General features: G+C 71.1%; 25 protein-coding genes and 1 tRNA gene. 5 read left to right on the forward strand and 21 right to left on the reverse strand.

Annotated features, from left to right (window positions below; translation table 11 throughout):
- Window positions 1-95 precede the first annotated feature (95 nt).
- The 20 genes from ACESM1_RS05725 to ACESM1_RS05820 all read right to left on the reverse strand — a co-directional run bounded on the left by ACESM1_RS05725 (window position 96) and on the right by ACESM1_RS05820 (window position 13,598).
- The gene (locus tag ACESM1_RS05725) at window positions 96-1,193 is read right to left on the reverse strand and encodes a hypothetical protein (RefSeq protein ID WP_372618572.1); all 1,098 of its coding nucleotides are present in this window, start codon (window positions 1,191-1,193) and stop codon (window positions 96-98) included.
- Window positions 1,169-1,354 carry a DUF6538 domain-containing protein gene (locus tag ACESM1_RS05730; protein ID WP_372618574.1) on the reverse strand — a complete coding sequence of 62 codons (186 nt, stop codon included), beginning with the start codon at window positions 1,352-1,354 and terminating at the stop codon, window positions 1,169-1,171. Before ACESM1_RS05730 ends, ACESM1_RS05725 begins: the two co-directional genes overlap by 25 nt.
- A gap of 273 nt (window positions 1,355-1,627) precedes the next feature.
- The gene (locus tag ACESM1_RS05735) at window positions 1,628-2,302 is read right to left on the reverse strand and encodes a hypothetical protein (protein WP_372618575.1); all 675 of its coding nucleotides are present in this window, start codon (window positions 2,300-2,302) and stop codon (window positions 1,628-1,630) included.
- 97 nt (window positions 2,303-2,399) lie between these two features.
- Window positions 2,400-2,475, reverse strand: a tRNA-Phe gene (locus ACESM1_RS05740).
- Between the two features lie 62 nt (window positions 2,476-2,537).
- A complete protein-coding gene (locus ACESM1_RS05745; RefSeq protein ID WP_372618576.1) occupies window positions 2,538-2,726 on the reverse strand; it encodes a DNA gyrase inhibitor YacG in 189 nt (62 codons plus the stop codon).
- A complete protein-coding gene (locus ACESM1_RS05750) occupies window positions 2,723-3,853 on the reverse strand; it encodes a ribonuclease E/G (RefSeq protein ID WP_372618578.1) in 1,131 nt (376 codons plus the stop codon). Before ACESM1_RS05750 ends, ACESM1_RS05745 begins: the two co-directional genes overlap by 4 nt.
- The gene (locus ACESM1_RS05755) at window positions 3,850-4,440 is read right to left on the reverse strand and encodes a Maf family protein (protein ID WP_372618580.1); all 591 of its coding nucleotides are present in this window, start codon (window positions 4,438-4,440) and stop codon (window positions 3,850-3,852) included. Before ACESM1_RS05755 ends, ACESM1_RS05750 begins: the two co-directional genes overlap by 4 nt.
- A 13-nt stretch (window positions 4,441-4,453) precedes the next feature.
- Entirely contained in the window at window positions 4,454-4,672 is a 219-nt protein-coding gene (infA, locus tag ACESM1_RS05760; RefSeq protein WP_270938308.1) for a translation initiation factor IF-1, read from the reverse strand.
- A gap of 112 nt (window positions 4,673-4,784) precedes the next feature.
- A complete protein-coding gene (gene hisD, locus ACESM1_RS05765) occupies window positions 4,785-6,080 on the reverse strand; it encodes a histidinol dehydrogenase (RefSeq protein ID WP_372618582.1) in 1,296 nt (431 codons plus the stop codon).
- A 79-nt stretch (window positions 6,081-6,159) separates the two neighbouring features.
- Window positions 6,160-6,876 (reverse strand): ATP phosphoribosyltransferase, encoded by a 717-nt coding sequence (gene hisG, locus ACESM1_RS05770; protein WP_372618584.1) that lies wholly within the window; start codon window positions 6,874-6,876, stop codon window positions 6,160-6,162.
- A gap of 112 nt (window positions 6,877-6,988) precedes the next feature.
- Window positions 6,989-7,294, reverse strand: a complete 306-nt coding sequence (locus tag ACESM1_RS05775) for a hypothetical protein (protein WP_372618586.1) — start codon at window positions 7,292-7,294, stop codon at window positions 6,989-6,991.
- Complete coding sequence (locus ACESM1_RS05780; protein WP_372618588.1) at window positions 7,203-8,123, reverse strand: MFS transporter; 921 nt, start codon at window positions 8,121-8,123, stop codon at window positions 7,203-7,205. The genes ACESM1_RS05775 and ACESM1_RS05780 overlap by 92 nt, the downstream gene beginning before the upstream one ends.
- Window positions 8,124-8,642: a hypothetical protein gene (locus tag ACESM1_RS05785; protein ID WP_372618590.1), complete on the reverse strand. Its 519-nt coding sequence runs from the start codon at window positions 8,640-8,642 to the stop codon at window positions 8,124-8,126. It abuts the gene before it with no gap.
- Between the two features lie 56 nt (window positions 8,643-8,698).
- On the reverse strand, window positions 8,699-9,469 hold the full coding sequence (locus ACESM1_RS05790; protein ID WP_372618592.1) for an NAD kinase: 771 nt from the start codon (window positions 9,467-9,469) through the stop codon (window positions 8,699-8,701).
- The gene (locus ACESM1_RS05795; RefSeq protein WP_372618594.1) at window positions 9,466-10,344 is read right to left on the reverse strand and encodes a carbon-nitrogen hydrolase family protein; all 879 of its coding nucleotides are present in this window, start codon (window positions 10,342-10,344) and stop codon (window positions 9,466-9,468) included. Before ACESM1_RS05795 ends, ACESM1_RS05790 begins: the two co-directional genes overlap by 4 nt.
- Window positions 10,345-10,420: 76 nt before the next feature.
- Complete coding sequence (locus ACESM1_RS05800) at window positions 10,421-10,798, reverse strand: hypothetical protein (RefSeq protein WP_372618596.1); 378 nt, start codon at window positions 10,796-10,798, stop codon at window positions 10,421-10,423.
- Between the two features lie 348 nt (window positions 10,799-11,146).
- Window positions 11,147-11,539 (reverse strand): hypothetical protein, encoded by a 393-nt coding sequence (locus ACESM1_RS05805; RefSeq protein WP_372618598.1) that lies wholly within the window; start codon window positions 11,537-11,539, stop codon window positions 11,147-11,149.
- A gap of 8 nt (window positions 11,540-11,547) precedes the next feature.
- Window positions 11,548-12,552 (reverse strand): GTP 3',8-cyclase MoaA, encoded by a 1,005-nt coding sequence (moaA, locus tag ACESM1_RS05810; protein WP_372618600.1) that lies wholly within the window; start codon window positions 12,550-12,552, stop codon window positions 11,548-11,550.
- 114 nt (window positions 12,553-12,666) lie between these two features.
- The gene (locus ACESM1_RS05815) at window positions 12,667-13,422 is read right to left on the reverse strand and encodes a sulfite exporter TauE/SafE family protein (protein WP_372618602.1); all 756 of its coding nucleotides are present in this window, start codon (window positions 13,420-13,422) and stop codon (window positions 12,667-12,669) included.
- Window positions 13,422-13,598, reverse strand: coding sequence for a DUF3553 domain-containing protein (locus tag ACESM1_RS05820; protein WP_372618604.1), 177 nt, complete (start codon window positions 13,596-13,598; stop codon window positions 13,422-13,424). Before ACESM1_RS05820 ends, ACESM1_RS05815 begins: the two co-directional genes overlap by 1 nt.
- A gap of 110 nt (window positions 13,599-13,708) precedes the next feature.
- Between ACESM1_RS05820 and ACESM1_RS05825 the strand changes: the two genes are divergently transcribed.
- Window positions 13,709-14,323 (forward strand): histidine phosphotransferase family protein, encoded by a 615-nt coding sequence (locus ACESM1_RS05825; RefSeq protein ID WP_372618606.1) that lies wholly within the window; start codon window positions 13,709-13,711, stop codon window positions 14,321-14,323.
- A gap of 105 nt (window positions 14,324-14,428) precedes the next feature.
- Here the strand turns inward: ACESM1_RS05825 and gluQRS are convergent, their stop codons facing one another.
- Window positions 14,429-15,286: a tRNA glutamyl-Q(34) synthetase GluQRS gene (gluQRS, locus tag ACESM1_RS05830; RefSeq protein ID WP_372618608.1), complete on the reverse strand. Its 858-nt coding sequence runs from the start codon at window positions 15,284-15,286 to the stop codon at window positions 14,429-14,431.
- Window positions 15,287-15,326: 40 nt separating this feature from the next.
- Here gluQRS and ACESM1_RS05835 point away from each other — a divergent pair, with 40 nt between their 5' ends.
- From ACESM1_RS05835 to ACESM1_RS05850, 4 genes are all read left to right on the forward strand, one after another.
- Entirely contained in the window at window positions 15,327-15,989 is a 663-nt protein-coding gene (locus ACESM1_RS05835; RefSeq protein ID WP_372618609.1) for an alpha/beta hydrolase, read from the forward strand.
- Window positions 15,990-16,176: 187 nt separating this feature from the next.
- The gene (locus ACESM1_RS05840; RefSeq protein ID WP_372618611.1) at window positions 16,177-16,752 is read left to right on the forward strand and encodes an HNH endonuclease; all 576 of its coding nucleotides are present in this window, start codon (window positions 16,177-16,179) and stop codon (window positions 16,750-16,752) included.
- A gap of 13 nt (window positions 16,753-16,765) precedes the next feature.
- Window positions 16,766-17,095 (forward strand): DOPA 4,5-dioxygenase family protein, encoded by a 330-nt coding sequence (locus ACESM1_RS05845; protein ID WP_372618613.1) that lies wholly within the window; start codon window positions 16,766-16,768, stop codon window positions 17,093-17,095.
- 28 nt (window positions 17,096-17,123) lie between these two features.
- Window positions 17,124-18,302: an MFS transporter gene (locus ACESM1_RS05850; protein ID WP_372618615.1), complete on the forward strand. Its 1,179-nt coding sequence runs from the start codon at window positions 17,124-17,126 to the stop codon at window positions 18,300-18,302.
- Window positions 18,303-18,305 lie beyond the last annotated feature (3 nt).

Here is an 18,305-nt window from a genome sequence, read left to right on the forward strand (position 1 = left end):
ACACCATCGGCCGCATCGTCGACGCCTTCACGCCTGGGGAGTGCGCCAACTACTTCGCCGCTGCCGGCTACGATGCAGACTGATCGGAAACCGCTCTAGATCGCGAGCGACATCTGTTCGACTGCTAAAGGCTGATCGCTGTCTGCCTCAACGGGAGCGTGCGGCTCCACGCCATCCCGCAGCAGCCGCACCAACTCGGCCTGAGAGCAGGATACCTGTCGAGTGGCGACCAGCTCCCCTTCGGAGTAGCGCCGAATGCTGGCCCGGACTGTCCCTGGCCGGCCCGCGTCTTCCAGGCCCTCGGGTGCGCGGTCAGGGGCGGCATCGTCCACCTGAACGGAGCGGCGCAGGATCAGCTGGCCCTGCCTCCACGGCAGCCGATGAACGCTGGGTGGCTCATGCATGGTGTCCCCGGCAGCGAAACAATAGGCCGGTGGGCTGCCCTGCGTCTCCAACGTCACGAACACACGCATGTCGCCTCGCGCAAGGCGCTTCATGGTGAAGTCGGTCGCAGCGATCCCGGCCTCTTGCAGCGAAGTCGCGAGGTGAGCCAGCGCGTGCCCCTGCCCCGCAATGGCTTCCTCCGACACCTCGATGCCGCGCGCCTTTAATTCCGCGACCAGCGGCTCCCCGCCTTGCGATGACCGGCCGGAGAGCGCGCGCGGAGTGGGGGCAATGTCCAGTGCAGCCTTGAACCCCTCAGTGATGCCGAAAGCCCAGCCCTCTGCCATCCCGTCTCGGAAGCGTATCCGCGAGAGGACACGCCGCTCCCTCGGGCTCTGCATCGGACCGCCCTTGGTGAGGCGCTGGCCGGGAGCCGGAGCGAGTTCCTCGGCGGTCATCCAGATTTCGGCGCCCCCGCCGAAGCGCACAAGGTATGCGGTATGGGCGAGGTCTGTGGAGTGCCCGATTTCCCGGCCCCTCCGCTGCACGAAGGTCACTAGCCCAACGTGCCCGGCCTTGATCCCGGTGCCTTCGATGTCGGCGACGACAGCGACCGTGTCCTCTACCGCGAAGGGCAGGACGGTGACGGGGCGGGTGCGGTCACTGGCGCCCTCAGGTTCACCGAGGTTCAGGTAGTAGGCTTCCAGATCGGTGCCCCGAACGGCGTCCCGCAGCGCCACCACGTCGTCCGTGTTGCCACTCAGGAGCGCCGTGACATCCCCGGCTAGGAGCGCGTGCGGTGCTTGCACCACATGACATCCCACCGTCGCAACTGGGCGAGCGCGAGCGAACGCGTGTTCAGCGACTTCACCAGCCGCTTCTTGCCAAGCACCGCTTGCAGCGGCCTCGGCACGTCCTTCACGCAATACCAGCCCTGCCGACGCTGCACCAACCAACGGGTGTCGGGCATGTCTGCCCCATCCTCACCCGCGCCCTTCGCCCCCACACGCGCCCCCACACAAGTGCCCCCACACGGATGAGCTGGAAAGGCGCGGTAGTCCAGCGATTCCGGGCAGTCAGGACGCTGCCCGGAGATGGTCCACCCATTCAGGGCGGACGCGGCACAGGAAGGAAGTCGTTTCGCTCACGCCGCTTTCCCCTGGAAGGCTGACCTACGCGTCCCGGAAACCGAAGGTGCCGCTTTCAGCCCCAGCCGGTGTCCGCGCCGGGTCTGCACCGCGCGTCAGATTGTTGGCTGCGGGTGGCGGAACACCCAGCGGCTGTCCTCCCGAACGAAACGCTGCGGAATTTCGGCAGCGCTGTACCGCAGATATTGCAAGAGGCGGCCGACCATGCTTGTGACGCGCTTGCACTCGCGCGTGCATGCGAGGATTTCGTCGGCGCTCGAGGGCAAGCCTTCGATTTCCTCATAACCGTTCTTGGTAATCCTGGCCTTTGTAGCCAGGGTCGTGCCGTCAGGCAGCGACAGACCGATATGCCATGTCGCATGTAGGAGTTGGTTGCGCTTTTCCACAACATGACTCCAGTCATTTGCAATCTGCTTCAAAAGACTTTGCACAATATCACTAGTTTGCGGAGACATACCTGGCACCATCGGCAAGCTTTCTATTACAAGTGCTCTCCAAATTTGCATGATCGGGAGAGCAGTGATGGAGCTATGATGAAGAAGCACATGCGGCAGCCGAACGTGCACGCCAAACGCAGTGCCCTGCTCGACCGTGACTCCCCGCTGAAAGCCAATCAACATTTGCGAGCAATCTCCACGCAGGACGGCGACGAGGTATTCGAAAGCTTCGACATACTGCCCAAGGCGGCCGAAGCGCTCCGCGGCCACCGCGTCTCTGCGGCTGGCAGCCTCTGCTTCGTTGCCGCAATCTAGGGTTTCAGGATTAGCCATGCCGAAGCCACGTGAGGGGTGATTTAGGGATGAAGCGGTCGCGTGCTGACTGCGCGGCGCCACCAATACATGATTTCGGCAAATTGCGCTGAGGAAATGGTGCCCAGGGGCGGAATCGAACCACCGACACTGCGATTTTCAGTCGCATGCTCTACCAACTGAGCTACCTGGGCCCATCGCTCCGAACCCCTCGTCGAGGCCGGCCGGTAGAGGCCGCGGGTGATAGCGGATGGCCTCAGGCCTGTCCACCCGTCCCCTCATCGTCCTCCGGCTCCTCCTCCGCGGGGATCGCGTAGTCGCCGGAAAGCCAGCGGCCGAGGTCGATCTGCTGGCAGCGATCCGAACAGAATCGCCGGCCCGGCGGCAGCGGCCCCTTGCCGCAGATCGGGCAGCGCCGGATGCGCTTGCGTTCCTGGGCGGTCATGGCGCGGGCTCCACCACCTCCCGCCCCGGCGGCACCGCCGGGTCGGGGAGCAGGCGCAACGCGCGGCCGGCACCCTCGGTGTATTCGGCCAGCGCCTCCGGCACCGATTGCAACGCGGCGACCACCGGGGGCGCAGCGCGCAGGGCCAGCGCGCGGCCCGGCATCGAAGCCGCCTCCCGCGACGCGTGGCGCAGCGCGGCCAGGCCATGCGTTAGCGGCGAGAGCGGCTGGCCGAGCACCTCATGCAACGGCGGATGCACGCGCTGGCGCTGGATCTCGAAGAGGCCAAGCCGCGTCAGGCCGAGCAGCCGCGGGCGCAGCGGGTCCGCTTCCAACGCGGCGGCGAGCGGGGCCGACAGCACCTCGCGCCGCTTCACGGCCAGCCCCGCCAGGTCCAGCAGGATGGCGCCGGCCAATTCGCGCAGCCGGATCTGCCGCGCCGCCTCGGCCACGGCCAGACGGTTCAGGCGCAGTTGCGCCTCGGCATCGGCGCCGCCGGCATGGGCGCCGGCATCCACGTCCAGCGCCGTGAGCGCCGGCGTCGGATGGATGGTCAGCCGGCCGCCGCCGGGCAGCGGCACCTCGGGGCCGGCGAGCAGGTCGAACTCCGCTTCCAGCGCGTCGTCGAAGGCGCCGGCGCGGTCGAGCCGCACCCGGTCGCCGAGCAGCGGCTTCAGCCGCGCGGCCTCCGCGGCGCTGTCGGTCACCACCGCCGCATCGGGGGCGAGTGCCGCGAAGCGCAGCGCGGCACCGGGCCCGCGGCGCAGCAGCGCCGGCCCCGCGCCAGCAGCCGCGGCGGCGAAGGCGGCCTCCTCCGCGGACAGGCGGGCGGAGGCGCGCGGGCCCTTGCCGCCCTGCGCGGCGCGGGTGAGGCGGACGGCCAGCATCGCGCCCTCCTGCAAAGCCCTGCGATCGGGCGCCTCGCTCTCTGGCAGGAAGGCGGTGGCGCCGTCGCCGAGCAGCAGGAAGGCGCCGCTCATAGGCCGGGAAACGGCCGTGACGCGCGCGCGGTGCAACGCGCCGACGGCGTCGGGGCGCGACGGCCGCTCGACCGCGGCCAGGTGAAGTATGCCGTCGCGCAGCAGCGCCACCCGGCGCTCGCCGGGCGAGACGGCGACGCGGATCACGGCCGCAGCCAACCCGCCCCCCGCAGCAGCTGCGCCGTCTCGAACAGCGGCAGGCCGACCACGTTGGAGTGGCTGCCGGACAGGAAGCGCACCCAGGCCTCGGCCCGCTTCTGGATCTGGTAGCCGCCGGCCACCCCGCGCCATTCGCCGCTTTCGAGATGCGCATCGATCTGCGCCGCGGTCAGCCGCTGGAAGGCAAGGATGGTGGTGACCAGCCGCTCCGAAGCCTTGCCGTCCGGGCGGATCAGGCAGATGCCGGTCATCACCTTGTGCCGGCGGCCGGAAAGCAGGGCGAGGAAGCGCCTGGCCTCGACCTCGTCCGCCGGCTTGCCGAGGATGCGCCGGCCGACGCCGACCACGGTATCGGCGGCCAGCACCAGGCCATCCGGCACCTGGGCATGCGCGGCCTCCGCCTTGGCCCGCGCCAAACGGGTGGCGAGCAGCCGCGGCAGCTCGGCCTTGCGGGGGGTTTCGTCGAGGTCCACGGGCAGCACGCGGTCGGGCTGCACGCCGATGCGGGCGAGCAGTTCGAGCCGGCGCGGGCTTGCGGAGGCCAGGACCAGCGGCGGGCGGATATCGCCCGGCACCGGGCGGGGGCCTCTACTTGTAGCGGAAGGTGATGCGGCCCTTGGTCAAGTCGTAGGGCGTCATCTCGACATTCACGCGGTCGCCGGCCAGGACGCGGATGCGGTTCTTCCGCATCTTCCCGCTGGTATGCGCAAGAACCATGTGGTCGTTGTCCAGCTTCACGCGGAACATCGCATTGGGCAGCAGCTCGACCACTTGGCCGCTGAATTCGATCATGTCCTCTTTCGACATGAGGCTCCTTATGGGTGACGCGGCTGATCGGCACGCCCTTGGGGGCTGGGGCGTCCGGACCCGGCGCAATATTCGGATTCGCGCCGGAACATGATCCTCACGGCCGGCGGGGTCAAGGATTGTGGCGCAGTCGTGCAGCCACGCTCAACGCATGCGCGTCCAGCCCCTCGGCGCGGGCCAGCGTGACGGCGGCCGGGCCGACCGCCTCGAGCCCGGCCGGATCGGCCTCCACCCAGGTGGTGCGCTTGAGGAAATCGAACACCGAGAGGCCGGAGGCGAAGCGCGCCGTGCGGCCGGTGGGCAGCACGTGGTTGGGGCCGGCGGCGTAGTCGCCAAGCGCCTCCGGGCACCAGCGGCCGAGGAAGGCGGCGCCGGCATGGCGGATGCGGGCGAACAGCGCCTGCGGCTCGGCCACCATGATCTGCAGGTGCTCCGGCGCCAGGCGGTTGGTGAGCGCCACCGCCTCGTCCATGTCGCGCACCAGGATCACCGCGCCATGCGCCGCCCAGGATGCGCCGGCGATCGCCGCCCGGGGCAGGCTTTCCAGCGCCGCCTGCACGGCGGCGACCACCCGCTCGGCGAAGCCGGCATCATCGGTGATGAGGATGGATTGCGCTGCCTCGTCATGCTCGGCCTGGGCCAGCAGGTCGAGCGCCACATGCTTCGGGTCGTTCGACCCATCGGCGATCACCACCACCTCCGAGGGGCCGGCGATGGAATCGATGCCCACCCGGCCGAAGACCTGGCGCTTCGCCTCGGCGACATAGGCGTTGCCCGGGCCGACGATGCGGTCCACCGGGGCGATGCTTTCGGTGCCGAAGGCGAGCGCGGCCACCGCCTGGGCGCCGCCGACCCGGAACACCTCGGTCACCCCGGCAAGCTCGGCGGCGGCGAGCACCAGCGGGTTCAGCAGGCCGTCCGGCGTCGGCACGCACATCGCGATCCGCCCGACGCCCGCAACGCGCGCCGGCAGCGCGTTCATCAGCACGGATGACGGATAGGCGGCCTTGCCCCCCGGCACGTAGAGCCCGACGGCATCCAGCGCGCCCCAGCGCATCCCGGTCCGCAGGCCGGGCTCCGCCAGTTCCACGTCGCGCGGCATCTGCGCCTGGTGGAAGGCCTCGATCCGGCGGGCGGCGAGGGTCAGCGCGCTGCGCTGCTCCGCCGGGATGGCGGCGGCGGCGGACTGCATCTCGGCCTCGGTCACCCGCAGCGCGACGGCGGAGCTGGGGGACCAGCGGTCGAAGCGCCCGGTGAGCTCCACCAGCGCGTCGTCGCCCTTCATGCGAACCTCGGCGAGGATCCCGGCAACGGTGGCATCCACCTTCGCCGTCGTCTCCCGCGCATCGTCGAGCAGGGCGCGGAAGGCGCCCTCGAAGCCCGTATCCCGCGTATCCAACCGCTTCATCTCTTCTTGCCCTCAGACGCCGGGCGGCCGCTCGGCCCGGCGACACCGGGCCGCATGCCGACGCCGTGTTGCGGCGCCGTCATCTCGCGTCACGCTCCGCCAGCGCCGCGCGGAAGCGGGAGATCCAGCCGGCGATCGCCTCCGGCCGGGTCTTCAGCGCGGTGCGGTTGACGATCAGGCGCGAGGTCACGTGGGCGATCACCTCGGTCTCCACCAGCCCGTTGGCCTTCAGCGTGGAGCCGGTCTGCACCAGGTCCACGATCACGCGCGAGAGGCCGAGCGAAGGTGCCAACTCCATCGCGCCGTTAAGGTGCACCACCTCCGCCTGGATACCCTCCTGGGCGAAATGGCGATGCGCGATGGCCGGGTATTTGGTCGCCACGGTCACGCGCGAGGCACCGGCGTATTCGTGCCCGGCGGTCTCCGCCGGCTCCGCCACCGAAACGCGGCAGCGGCCGATGCCGAGGTCGAGCGGCGCATAGATCTGGTCGTAGTCGAACTCCATCAGCACATCGGCGCCGCAGACGCCGATATGCGCCGCGCCATGGGCGACGAAGGTGGCGACGTCGAAGGGCCGCACCCGCACCACGTCGAGGCCGGGATGGTTGGTCTCGAAGCGCAGGCGCCGGCTGTCCTCGTCCGCGAAATCGGCGGCCGGCTTGATCCCGGCCCGCGAGAGCACCGGCGCGAGTTCCGCCAGGATCCGCCCCTTTGGCAACGCCAGGATCAGCGTGCCGCCGGCTTCGGCGGGGCTTGAGGGGTCGGCCGGGAAGGCTTCTTCCAGTCTCGTATCCATGTTCAAGCCTAGCACCGTTGCGCACCGGCGGGCGATCACGCCCGCATGGCACCCCGGTGACGCTTCAGGTCACGCTTCGGGCGGTGGCGGATGACAGAGGGCGCCGGGGCGGTCAACCGCTGCGGCGCGCGGGGCTGCCCTCCGCCGGGCGATCGAGGGCGGCGACCACGAAGGCCAGCGCGCCAAGCGCGGTGACGGCGAACAGCACCCAGGGCACCGGCCCGTAGCCGCCCGCGGCCTCCCACACCAGCGCGAGGGCGAGCGGCGCGGCGGTGCGCGGCAGCACGGTGGCGGTCGTCAGTGCGCCGCTCACCTGGCCATAGCCCTCATGCCCGAGGATCTCGGCCACGCCGGAGACGCGCAGGATCGTCAGCAGCCCGCTCGCCGCGCCGAACAGCACGGCGAAGGCCAGCAGCACCGGCAGGCTCGGCGGCGCCAGCGCCAGCACCAGCATCGCGAGCGGCTGCAACACCACCGCGACGTAGCCTGCCAGGCGGATGTCGGCGATGCGCCGCCCGAGCAGGAACAGGACGCCCCGCGCCAGGCACCTGGCAGGGGCCATGCGTCGCCACCACCAGCAACGCCGCGGCCAGCGGCAGCCCGCGCTCCTCCAGCAGCGGCAGGATGTGGAAGCCGATGCCGACCATGGTGAAGGCCTGGGCGCAGAAGGTCACCGCCAGCGCCCAGAATGCGCGCCGCCGCAGCGCCCGACGCAGCGGCCGGCCACTGGCCTCGGCCCCCGCGCCGGAGAGGCTGCCGCGCACGCCGCGCAGCAGGACCGCGGCGGTGAAGGCGGGCACCAGCTGCAGTGCGGCGAAGGCCATCAGCGTCGCGCGCCAGCCCAGCGCCTCGATCAGCACGGCGGCGAGCGGCAGGAAGATGGAGGTCGTCACGCCGGTGATGAAGGTGGAGTACATCACCGCCCGCCTTGGATCACGGCTGTTGGCGGTCAGTGCCGCATAGGCGGGGTCGGAGAAGGCCATCGCCTGCACCGCGCCGATGGCGATCCAGAGCAGGTAGAACAGCGCCAGCGAGCCCGGGATGGCCGACCAGGCGAGCAGCGCCAGCCCGCCGAGCGCGGCGCCAAGCGTCATCACGCCGCGACTGCCATGCCGGTCCACGAAGCGGCCGACCGGGATGGCGGCAAGGCCGGCGGCGAGCAGCCCGGCGGTGACGGCCCCCGAGAACTCCGCCCGCGACCAGCCGAGCTCCGCCTCCATCGGCGCGAAGGACGAGGCGCCCCTCATTCACCGAGATGGACGTTCCTGGAACGGGGCTGCGGCATCCTCCGCCGGCGGCACGGGTGGCGGCAGCGGGAAATCGAGGACCACCCCGCCGGAGCCGAGCTCACGGATCGGCAGGGCGCGCAGCATCAGCGGATCCGTCTCGAGATCCTCGGAGAAGACGAAGGGCAGGCGGTCGCCTGCCGAGAGAAAGCCGACAAGTTCGGCAAGCCACCCGGCATAGGCCCAGTCACGCCCCACACCGGCCGCGGCGGTGAGCGGGAAGCGCGCGACGAACCGCTCGGCGAGGCCGCGTGCATCGTCGTTCCGGGCGTCCTCCCAGCCGAAATAGGCATTGCCGGAGGCGGAGGAATACCATGGCCGCTCGCCGCCCTGCGCCGTGTAGGCGCCGCCCGGCACGAAGGCGCCGTTGCGGTCGGAAAACCGGTCCGCGGGGGCGACGACGCAGCGCCAGGCGAGCGGGTATTCGTGCGGCATGATGCGCAGCCTCTGGTGGCCGAGCCGATGCAGCTCCCCGACCATGCGGATGACTCTCTGCGACCTGCGTATCCAGGGATGCGCCGACCTGCCCAACGGCGTCACACCGTGAACTGCTCGGCGATGATCCGCTCGGAGAGCCCGTGGTCGGGGTCGAACAGCATGGTGAGACTCACCTCGCGGTCCTCGCGCACCTCCACGCGGCGGACATCGCGCACCTCGGTGTAGTCGGCGGTGGCGGAAACCGGGCGCTTCTCCGCCTCCAGCACCTCGAACACCACCTGCGCGGTGCCCGGCAGCAGCGCGCCGCGCCAGCGCCGCGGGCGGAAGGCGCTGATCGGCGTCAGCGGCATCAGATCCGCGCCCAGCGGCACGATCGGGCCATGCGCAGAGAGGTTGTAGGCCGTGCTGCCGGCCGGCGTGCTGATGAGGATGCCGTCGCAGATCAGCTCCGGCAGGCGCACCTTGCCGTCCACCAGGATGCGGATCTTGGCGGCCTGGCGGGTCTCCCGCAGCAGCGAGACCTCGTTGATCGCCAGCGCCTCCAGTGGCTCGGCCGCAGCGGTGAAGGCGCGCATGCGCAGGGGATGCAGGACCGCCCCCTGGGCCACCGCCAGGCGCTCGGGCAGTGCGTCCTCGCGGTAGTCGTTCATCAGGAAGCCGACGCTCCCGCAATTCATTCCATAGACCGGCAGGTTGCGGCCGAGCAGGCGGTGCTGCGTCTCCAGCATCATCCCGTCCCCGCCGAGCGCGACGACGACATCCGCCTTGTCGAGCGACGCGGCGCCGTAGCGGGCGGCGAGCGATTCCTGCGCGGCGCGCGCCACCTCGGTCGGCGCGGCGAGAAAGGCGATGCGGGCGGACCCGCTCACGGCGCGTCGACGCGCCTGGCGTCGCCCAGCCCGTCCACGCGCCTCGCATCGCGATGTTCCAGCACCGGCATGTCCCGCCGCACCCGCGCCGTCACCGCCGGATCGAGCCGCGCCGTTGCCCAGCCGGTGCCGTCGCTGCACTTGGCGACGACATGCCCCCAGGGGTCGCAGACCAGCGAATGGCCATAGACCTGCCGCGTCGCCCCGCGTTCCTCGTAGCCGCCCCAGGAGGCCGCCGCGACGATCCAGCACTGCGTCTCGATCGCCCGCGCGCGCAAAAGCACCTCCCAGTGATCCTTTCCGGTCTGCAGGGTAAAGTTGGAGGGCACGAAGATCGCCTCCGCCCCCATCCGGCGCAGCGCCACGTATTGTTCGGGGAAGCGCATGTCGTAGCAGACGGTCAGTCCCAGCCTGACGCCACCGGCCTCGACGCAGACCAGCTCGGTCCCCGCCCCGTAGAGCGCGCTCTCGCGATAGCCGGTGCCATCGGGCGCGGTGATGTCGAACAGGTGGATCTTGCGGTAGCGCGCGATCTCCCGCCCATCGGGGTCGAACAGCAGTGAGGTGTTGAACAGCTTCGCGCCTTCGCCCGGGCCGCGCTCGATGATCGAACCGCCATGCACATGGATGCGGTTGGCGCGGGCGATGCTGCGGAGGAACTCATAGGCCTCGCCCCCCTCCCCGCCCGGCTCGGGCAGCGCCTCGGCCGCGGCGAAGCGGGCATCGCGGCCGCCGCCGAGATTGGTCCAGGTTTCCGGCAGCGAGACCATGTCCGGCCGGTCCGCCGCCAGCGCGCCTTCGACCAGCCGCCGCGCCTGGCTGATATTCGCGGCCTTGTCGGAGCCCTGGTTCATCTGGATGACGGCGACGCGCATGGCCAGGACCTTTCCCGCGGAGCCTTGGCATCAAGCCCCGCGGGCCGGGCGGCGGCAAGCCCCGCCGCCCCGGCAGTCAGCTGGCGTAGAGGCCGCGATCCGTCACGGTGATCTGGCTGGCGCGGCAGACATTGACGCCCATCAGGTCGGCCCGCCGGCCATTGGTCCAGACCACCCGGAAATCGTAGGCGCCGGTGTTCGCCGCCCGGTAGTTCACGTAGCGGCCCGGCGGCAGGACCGAGCGGCCGAGCTGGTCGGCGCCCCAACCCGAGCGGCTGGAATGGCTGAAGAAGAGCTGGCCGACCGTGCCCGAGGAGTTGTTCACCACCCGGAAGGCGGTGTTGCAGGCCTGGGTCGGCACCACCACGGCGCTGCGGCGTGGCTCCTCCTGGCAGGCGGTGAGTGTCAGCGCGGCAAGGCCGGCAATGGAGGCGGAGAGGATACGACGACGCACGGTAGTTGATTTCCCTGACCGGTTGTTCCGCCGGCAGGCTAAATCCCGTACGGCCTGGCGGGCAACCCGTTGCGTCTCGCCCCTAGGAGCCTGTCCGAGTATTCCTCGCCCACACCGCAGTCAGCAATTTTGATACACGAAGGCTATCATCGGTATCCGCTTTCACTTTCACAGGCGCTATAGAAGCAAGGTTGTGTCGCCCTTTGTCGCGAATCTGCTTTCTCGGACAGGCTCCTAGCCCGCGATCGCCCTGGGTGTGCACGCCGCAGGCGGGCACGCCAGGGCGTGAATCGCCGGCTCGAAGGGGCTGGACCAGAGCTGCCCGGACACAGTCCGGGCAACTCGGGTCTAGCGCGGCGGGCGCGGCCACTCCACGCGCGGCTCCGCACGGCCACCGCGGGTCTCCGGCCAGGCGGCGGGCGGGGGCACCGGCGGCGCGGCGCGCGAGGGCGGCTCCGCCTCGGCACGGCGGGGCGGCTGCACCGGCTGCGCCCAGTCCTCCTCCACCGGCGGGCGACGGCCGCGGCCGGGCTCGGGCAGGCGCAGCGCCAGGGTCCGCAGCTCGGCCTGGATCTCGTCGAGTTGCGCCTCGATCGCGTCCAGCCTGCCCTTCACGCCGAACACGCTGAACGGCATCAGCAGATAGGCAAGCGCCACCAGCAGCAGCACGAGCAGCACCACCAGCCCCGCCCAATCCGGCAGGCCAGGCAGCGTCAGTCGGTTGGCAAGATCCTGGAGCACGGGTGAGCTCAGCCTCCCGTCACGCTCATGTGGCGGGCGACGGCGGGGGCCTTGCGGCGGCGGTCGATCACGAAGTCATGCCCCTTCGGCTTGCGCGAGATGGCCTCCAGGATCGCCTCCCTCAGGGCTGCATCGTCCACGCCTGGGTCGCGCAGCGGGCGGCGGAGGTCGGCAGCGTCGTCCTGGCCGAGGCACATGTACAACGTTCCGGTGCAGGTCAGCCGCACACGATTGCAGGATTCACAGAAATTATGGGTCATCGGCGTGATGAAGCCGATCCGCCGCCCGGTCTCCTTCACGGTGTAGTACCGCGCCGGGCCGCCGGTGCTGTAGTCGGTCTCCTCCAGCGTCCAGTTCTGCCGCAGGCGCGAACGCACCACCGAGAGCGGCAGGTACTGGTCCGTACGGTCGCCGGAGATGTCGCCGAGCGGCATGGTCTCGATCAGGCAGAGGTCGAGGCCATGCTCGCCGCACCAGGCGAGCATGTGGTCGTATTCGTGCTCGTTGACATCCTTGAGCGCGACGGAGTTGATCTTGATCTGCAGCCCGGCCGCCTTGGCGGCGAAGATGCCGTCGAGCGTCGGCTCGATCTTGCCCCACCGGGTGATCGCGGCGAACTTCGCGGGGTCCAGCGTGTCGAGCGAGACATTGATCCGCCGCACGCCGGCAGCGAACAGGTCGTCCGCCATCTTGACCAGCTGGGTGCCGTTGGTGGTGACCGTCAGCTCCTTCAGGCCGCCATTCGCCCCCTCGGCGCCGATGCGGCTGCCCAGGCTGCGGAACAGGCTGATGACGTTCTTGCGCACCAGCGGCTCGCCACCGGTGAGCCGGATCTTCTCCACGCCCATGCCGATGAAGGCGCCGCACAGCCGGTCGAGCTCCTCCAGCGTCAGGACCTCCGCCTTCGGCAGGAAGGTCATGTCCTCGGCCATGCAATAGACGCAGCGCAGGTCGCAGCGGTCGGTCACCGACACGCGCAGATAGCTGACCTTGCGTCCGAACGGATCGATCATGGCGTCCAGCCAACTCCCCCGGCAGCGGCGGCCGGCGCTCGCGGCCGGCCGTTTCCCGCCATGTTATCTGGTCCGCAGGCCCCTGCCCGCGCAAGCCCCCGCCGGATGCGCGCCTCAGGCCAGCAGCGTGATCGCGCCCGTCGCGACCAGGAACACCAGCGCCAGGCGGCGGTACCAGCGGTCCGGGATCACGTGGAACAGCCGGGCGCCGATCGGCACGCAGAGCAGCAGGACGGGCAGCAGCAGCAGCAGCTTCGCCGCCACCGCCCAGCCGATGAGCCCGGCCAGCGCCGGCGGGATGACGGAGATCACGGCGATGGTGGCGAAGAACAGGATCAGGTTGGCGCGGTGGCGCCGCGCCTCCTCCGGCCCCGCCAGCAGGTAGAGGATGACGGGCGGCCCGCTGATGCCCGTCGCCCCCTTCAGCAGCCCCGCGACACCGCCCACCGCCACGTTCAGCGGCAGCGGGCGGGAGCCGTGGTAGCGCCAGCCGGAGCTCAGCAGCAGCCCGAACACCAGCACGAAGCCGCCGATGAAGCGGCGCAGCAGGTCCTGGTCCGCGGTGATCAGGATGAAGGCGCCCATCGGCGTGCACAGCACCGCCGCTGCGCCGATCGGCAGGATCACCCGGCGGTCCGCCTGGCCGAAAGCCTTGGGCAGCAGCTGCATGGAGACGAACAGCTCCATCACCAGCATCACCGGCACCCCGATGCGCGGCCCCCACAGCACCGAATAGGCCGGCGCCAGCAGCACCGCCGTGCCGAAGCCCGAATAGCCGCGCATGATGCCCGCGAGCGCGGTGACGGCGATCGCCACCAGGATGCGCCAGTCGCCGAGCAGCGCCGCGACCTCGGCGCCGAAGCCGCCCATCACCGCTCCTCCTCCACCGGTTCCAGTCCGGCCCCGGAGAGGCGGAGCGTCACCTTGCCCGCATGCTCGAAATTGACCGTGACCCGGTCGCCCGCGACCGATTGCACCTGGCCGACGCCCCACTCGGGATGCGCGGGCAGGCGCACGCGCTGGCCGGGGAAGAAATCGCTGCTCACGGAAAGGCGATAAACATCATTAACACCTTGGCGGCCAGCCTGTGGCTTACTGCTGCGCACAGGCAACGGGTTGCGGTGAGGCAATGTGCGCGACAGCGGTGGAGACCAGGATGGCGGACGGGCTGGCCTTGGCACAGGCGGTGTGCACGCGGCTCTGCCATGATCTGGGCGGGCCCACCGGGGCGCTCGGCGGCGCGCTGGAGCTGCTGGACGATGGCGCGGAGGAAGCGGCGGATGTCGCGCGCGACGCCAGCCGGATCATCGACCGGCGGCTGCGCTTCTGGCGCGCGGCGGTCGGCGGTGCTGGCGGCGAGCTCGATGCCGCGGCGCTCGCCCAGCTGGCGGAGGGGCTGACGCTCGGCCGCAAGGCGATGGTGGACCTCGAAGGGATGGCGCCCGGCGTGCTGGTGCCGCCCGACCTGCTGCAGCCGCTGCTGTTGGCGATGCTGATCGGCGTGGAGGCGCTGCCGCGCGGCGGCACGTTGCGCGTCGCCGGCAGCCTCGAGGAGGGCTTCGGCGTCTGGCCGGACGGGCCCGGCGCCGCCTGGCCGCCGGGGCTGCCCGCGCTGCTGGCCGGCGAGCAGCCGGCGCTCACGCCCCGCAGCATCGCGCTACCGCTGCTCGCCGCGACCGCCGCGGCGGGGCGGGTGCGACTCGAGCTGCTGATGCCGGGCGGCGGCCCCAATCCCGGCGTGCTGCTGCTCGCGCCACGCCCGGTGCACTGACACTGGCGGCGTCGGTCCCTGACCGATGCCGGGGCCGGCCCGCCGCAACTGCGGCGAGCCAGGGGCGCGGATGCGGCCGCCCGGCGCCTGAGGGCGCAGAAGATCTCAATCCGGCCAGCCGGCCAGCGCCCGCGCCTCGGCGGGGCTGGTCCCGGCCTGACGCAGCTCGCGCAGCGTGGCGGCACGGTCGCGCTTGGCCAGGCGGCGGCCGGTGGCGTCGGTCAGCAGGGGATGATGCGCATAGGCCGGCTCCGGCCAGCCCATCAGCGCCTGCAGCAACCGGTGCAGGTCGGTCGCCGGCTTCAGATCCTCGCCGCGCGTCACCAGCGTCACCCCCTGCAGCGCATCGTCATGCGTGACGCAAAGGTGATAGCTCGCCGGCACGTCCTTGCGCGCCAGCACCACATCGCCGAAGCGCGCGGGATCGCAGGCGATCCGCCCCTCGCCTTCCTCGGCGAAGGACAGGCCGGGCGGCGCCAGCGCCAGCGCGCGCGCCATGTCGAGCCGCAGCGCATGCGCCTCCCCCGCCGTGATGCGCGCCGCGCGCTCGGTCTCCGGCAGGCGGCGGCAGGTGCCGGGATAGAGCGGGCCGTCCGGACCATGCGGCGCCGAGAGGCTCGCCGCGAGTTCGCGCGCAATGTCGGCGCGGGTGCAGAAGCAGGGATAGAGCAGGCCGCGCGCGGTTAGCGCATCCAGCGCCGCGCGATACTCGGCCAGGTGCGCCGACTGCACCCGCACCGCGCCGTCCCAGTCCAGGCCGAGCCAGCTGAGGTCCTCCAGGATGGCGTCGGTGAATTCCGGCCGGCAGCGGGTGGGGTCGATATCCTCGATCCGCAGCAGGAAGCGCCCGCCCGCCGCCCTGGCCCGCCGCCAGCCGGCCAGCGCCGAATGGGCGTGGCCGAGATGCAGCAGCCCGGTCGGGCTGGGCGCGAAACGGGTGACGAAGGGCGGACTCGCTTCCATGTGTCGGGCCTAACCGGGAAGCCAGGCGAGGAACAAGAGCATGACGGACCTTCTCGACGGGCCGAGATGGGGCCCGGCCTCCGGCGCCGCGCCGCGCAAGCTGGTGGTGCTGCTGCACGGCTTCGGCGCTGACGGCTTCGACCTGATCGACCTCGCCCCGAACTGGGGGAAGGCGGTGCCGGAGGCCGCCTTCGTCGCCCCGCATGCGCCGGAGCCCTGCGACCTGGCGCCGTATGGGCGGCAATGGTTCAGCGTGCAGGACCGCACACCGATGCGGATGCTGGCCGGCGTGCGTGTCGCGGCCGACCACCTCGGCGCCTTCCTCGATGCCGAGACGGCGCGGCTCGGCCTGGCGATGCGGGACGTGGCGCTGATGGGGTTCAGCCAGGGGGCGATGACGGCCTTGTTCACCGGCCTGCGTCGCGGCGCGCCGCCGGCGGCGATCCTCGCCTATTCCGGCCGGCTGATCGGCCCGGAGTTGCTGCCCGGCGAGTTGCACGCCCGCCCGCCGGTGCTGCTGGTGCATGGCGAGGCGGATGACGTCGTGCCGGTGGAGGGCAGCAGGGAGGCCGAGCAGGTGCTGCGCGGCCTCGGCGTCCCGGTCGAATCGGCCTGGCGGCCCGGCCTGGCACATGGGCTCGACGAAGCCGGGATCGCGCTCGGTGCGCTGATGCTGCAGCGCCATCTCGCGGCGGAGGCGTGACAGCGGCGTGAAAACCGGCGTCGGCGTGGATCGAGCGGAACCGGCCCTTGTTGCACCGCGACGCCGCGACTGGCATGAAAGCGGCGTAAACGCGGCGATGCCACAGTATCTGGGGCCAGGCTGACGTCAGGTATCTATCCCTGGGGCCCCGGGGCTTGGGATTGCCGCTCGCAACGAGGAGTGGCGCTTGCCCGATGGCGGAGCCTTCGTCGGAGACCGGTCCTTCCCCGCGCTCGTGCTGAACGCGGATTTCCGGCCGCTATCCTACTTCCCCCTCTCCGTCTGGTCCTGGCAGGACGCGGTGAAGGCGGTGTTCCTCGATCGCGTGTCGGTGCTCTCGGAATACGAGGCGATCGTCCATTCGCCGTCGCTGCAGATGAAGCTGCCGAGCGTGATCGCGCTGAAGGAATACATCCCGGCGGCGCGGCGCCCGGCCTTCACACGATTCAACGTGTTCCTGCGCGACAGCTTCTCCTGCCAGTATTGCGGCCTCGGCAGGCCGACGCAGGACCTGACCTTCGACCATGTGATCCCGCGCTCGCGCGGCGGCCGCACCACCTGGGACAACGTCGTCACCGCCTGCGGCCCCTGCAACCTGCGCAAGGGCAACCGCCTGCCGCGCGAGTGCCACATGCATCCGCGCCAGCCGGCGCGGCAGCCGACCAGCTGGGAATTGCAGGAGAATGGCCGCGCCTTCCCGCCCAACTACCTGCATGAGAGCTGGCGCGACTACCTCTACTGGGATTCCGAGCTGGAGAGCTGAGACGAGCGAATCCGTGCGGGGCTGGCACGCCCACATCTACTACGACCCGGCCACCACCCGCGAAGCCGCCGCCCGGCTGCGCGAGGCGATCGCGGCCGACTTTCCCGCCGCCGTGCTCGGCCGCTGGCACGATGTCCCGGTCGGGCCGCATCCCGGCGCGATGTACCAGGTGGCCTTCGCGCCCGACCTCTTCCCCGCCCTCGCGCCCTTCCTGGCGCTGCACCGAAACGGGCTGACGGTGCTGCTGCATCCCGAAACCGGGCGCCAGAAGGCGGACCACACCGACCACGCCATGTGGATGGGCGCGGTGTTGCCGCTGGACATTTCCGTTTTGCCGGACTGAGCATTCCTTCCAGGGCGGGGGGAAGGCCATGGAAGAACGTTGGCGCGCGCTGCTGATCCTCGCCGGCGCGCGGACCAGCATGGGCTTCCAGTTCCAGGCGCCGGCCTCCGTCTCGCCGGGGCTGATGGCCGATCTCGGGCTCGGCTATGGCGAGCTCGGCACGCTCATCGGGCTGTATTTCCTGCCCGGCGTTCTGATCGCGCTGCCCGGCGGGGCACTCGGGCGGCGATTCGGCGATGCGCGGGTGGTGGCGGCAGGGCTCGGGCTGATGGCGCTCGGCGGCGGGCTGACGGCGATGGCGCCGGATGCGGCGGTGCTGGCGGCGGGGCGGCTGGTCTCGGGCATCGGCGCGGTGCTGCTCAACGTCCTGATGGCCAAGATGGTCACCGACTGGTTCGCCGGCCAGCGCGACCTGACGCTGGCCATGGCGGTCTTCGTGAACTCCTTCCCGGTCGGCGTCGGGCTGGCGATGCTGACGCTCGCGCCCCTTGCGGCGCTGGCCGGATGGGCGGCGGGCCTGGCCGCCTCCGCCGGCTTCGCGCTGGCGGCGCTGGTGCTGCTGCGCGTCCTCTACCATCGACATCCGAATGACGGCGCCGGCGCGGCGCCCGGGCCGGGCGGGTTGTGGCGGCTGTCGGCGCGCGAGGCGCTGCTGGTGTCGCTGGCCGGGATCATGTGGGGGATCTTCAACGGCGCCTTCGGCGTGATGTTCGGCTTCGCGCCGACGCTGCTCTCGCGTGCGGAGGTCGCGCCGGCACTGGCCGGGCTGCTGGTGGCGGCCGCAACCTGGCTGGTGGTGGTCTCCGCGCATGGTGGCGGCGTGCTGGCGCAGCGCGGCGGGCGGGACGGGAGGCTGATGCTGGCCGGCACGATCGGCTGGGCCTGCTGCCTGGTGCTGCTCGCCGCCGCACCCGGCCTGGAGGCGGTCGCTCTGCTCGCCGCCGGACTGCTGATGGGGCTGCCGATCGGCGTGGTGATGTCGCTGCCCGCCCGCGTCCTGCGTCCGGAGAACCGGGCGATCGGGATGGGGCTGTTCTATGTCTGGCTCTATGTCGGCCATGGCGGGGTGCCGCCGCTGGCCGGCTGGCTCGGCGACCTGACCGGCAGCCTCGCGGCACCGTTGCTGCTGGCGGCCGCGCTGGTCGCGGCGATGCTGCCGCTGTTCCTGCTGTTCCGGCGGATTGTACCGCGCGCATCCGTGCGCTAAGCC

It is taken from the genome of Falsiroseomonas sp. (assembly GCF_041690465.1).
In the GTDB taxonomy this organism is placed as follows: domain Bacteria; phylum Pseudomonadota; class Alphaproteobacteria; order Acetobacterales; family Acetobacteraceae; genus Falsiroseomonas.